The following is a 420-nucleotide window of genomic DNA, read 5'->3' on the forward strand; positions in this document are numbered from 1 at the left end:
GGATCTCGCCGCGAGCGCAACCCAGCTCCACCTGCACCACAGCCTGCAGCACGTGCTCAGCGCCCTGAGTCGAGAACCCGCCGACACCCGGCTGAGTTCCTGACGCCGCGTCGCCGAATGCCCCGGTAGCGCACCGGGCGAGCAGAACAACCGCAGCACACCGGCCAACACCGGCCAACACAGACCAACACAGACCAACACCGACCCAAACCGAACCGCACTGATCAGCACTGATCAGCCCCGCAGCACCGCAGAGAAGAGGACCACGATGACCGTCAACCACCACGTGCGCGTTTACCGCAGCGACGAGAACCTGCCCCGGACCGAACAGCTCGCCTGGAAGATCGCCGAGGTCGCCGCCGACCCCGTCGCCGTCACCGACGAGGTCGTGGACATGGTGATCAACCGGATCATCGACAA

General features: G+C 65.7%; 1 protein-coding gene. It reads left to right on the forward strand.

The features are described from left to right. Positions 1-268 precede the first annotated feature (268 nt). A partial coding sequence (locus OOT08_RS12780; protein ID WP_325093654.1) for a hypothetical protein occupies positions 269-420 on the forward strand: 152 nt, incomplete at its 3' end.

The sequence above is a fragment of the Leucobacter sp. M11 genome, assembly GCF_035726885.1.
In the GTDB taxonomy this organism is placed as follows: Bacteria; Actinomycetota; Actinomycetes; order Actinomycetales; family Microbacteriaceae; genus JAPFRB01.